Origin of the sequence: Nocardia spongicola (genome assembly GCF_047200775.1) — a bacterium.
GTDB lineage: Bacteria > Actinomycetota > Actinomycetes > Mycobacteriales > Mycobacteriaceae > Nocardia.
Genome location: NZ_JBJZOO010000085.1, coordinates 1 through 244, shown reverse-complemented (window position 1 = coordinate 244; position 244 = coordinate 1). Strand labels below are relative to the sequence as shown.

Genomic DNA, 244 nt, shown 5'->3' with positions numbered 1-244 from the left:
TCGACGTGGTCACCGAAACCGTCGACATCACCGATACCGATGCCATCACCGCGGTGATCAGCCGCGCCCACACCCCCGAACACCCGCTGAAAGGCATCTTCCACACCGCGGGCATCCTCGACGACAAACGCATCATCGATATGGACCGGCCCGGCTTGGACAAGGTCTACCGAACCAAGGTCGACGGAGCACGCGCCCTATGGGACGGCGTGGTCGCGGCCGAGGCACACCTGGACCAATTCGT

The 244-nt window shown here is 63.5% G+C and carries 1 protein-coding gene; it reads left to right on the top strand.

Features of this window, described 5'->3' with window-relative positions:
• Positions 1-244 (top strand): KR domain-containing protein (locus tag ACL02S_RS24315; protein WP_412804818.1); only part of this gene is annotated, 244 nt, incomplete at both ends.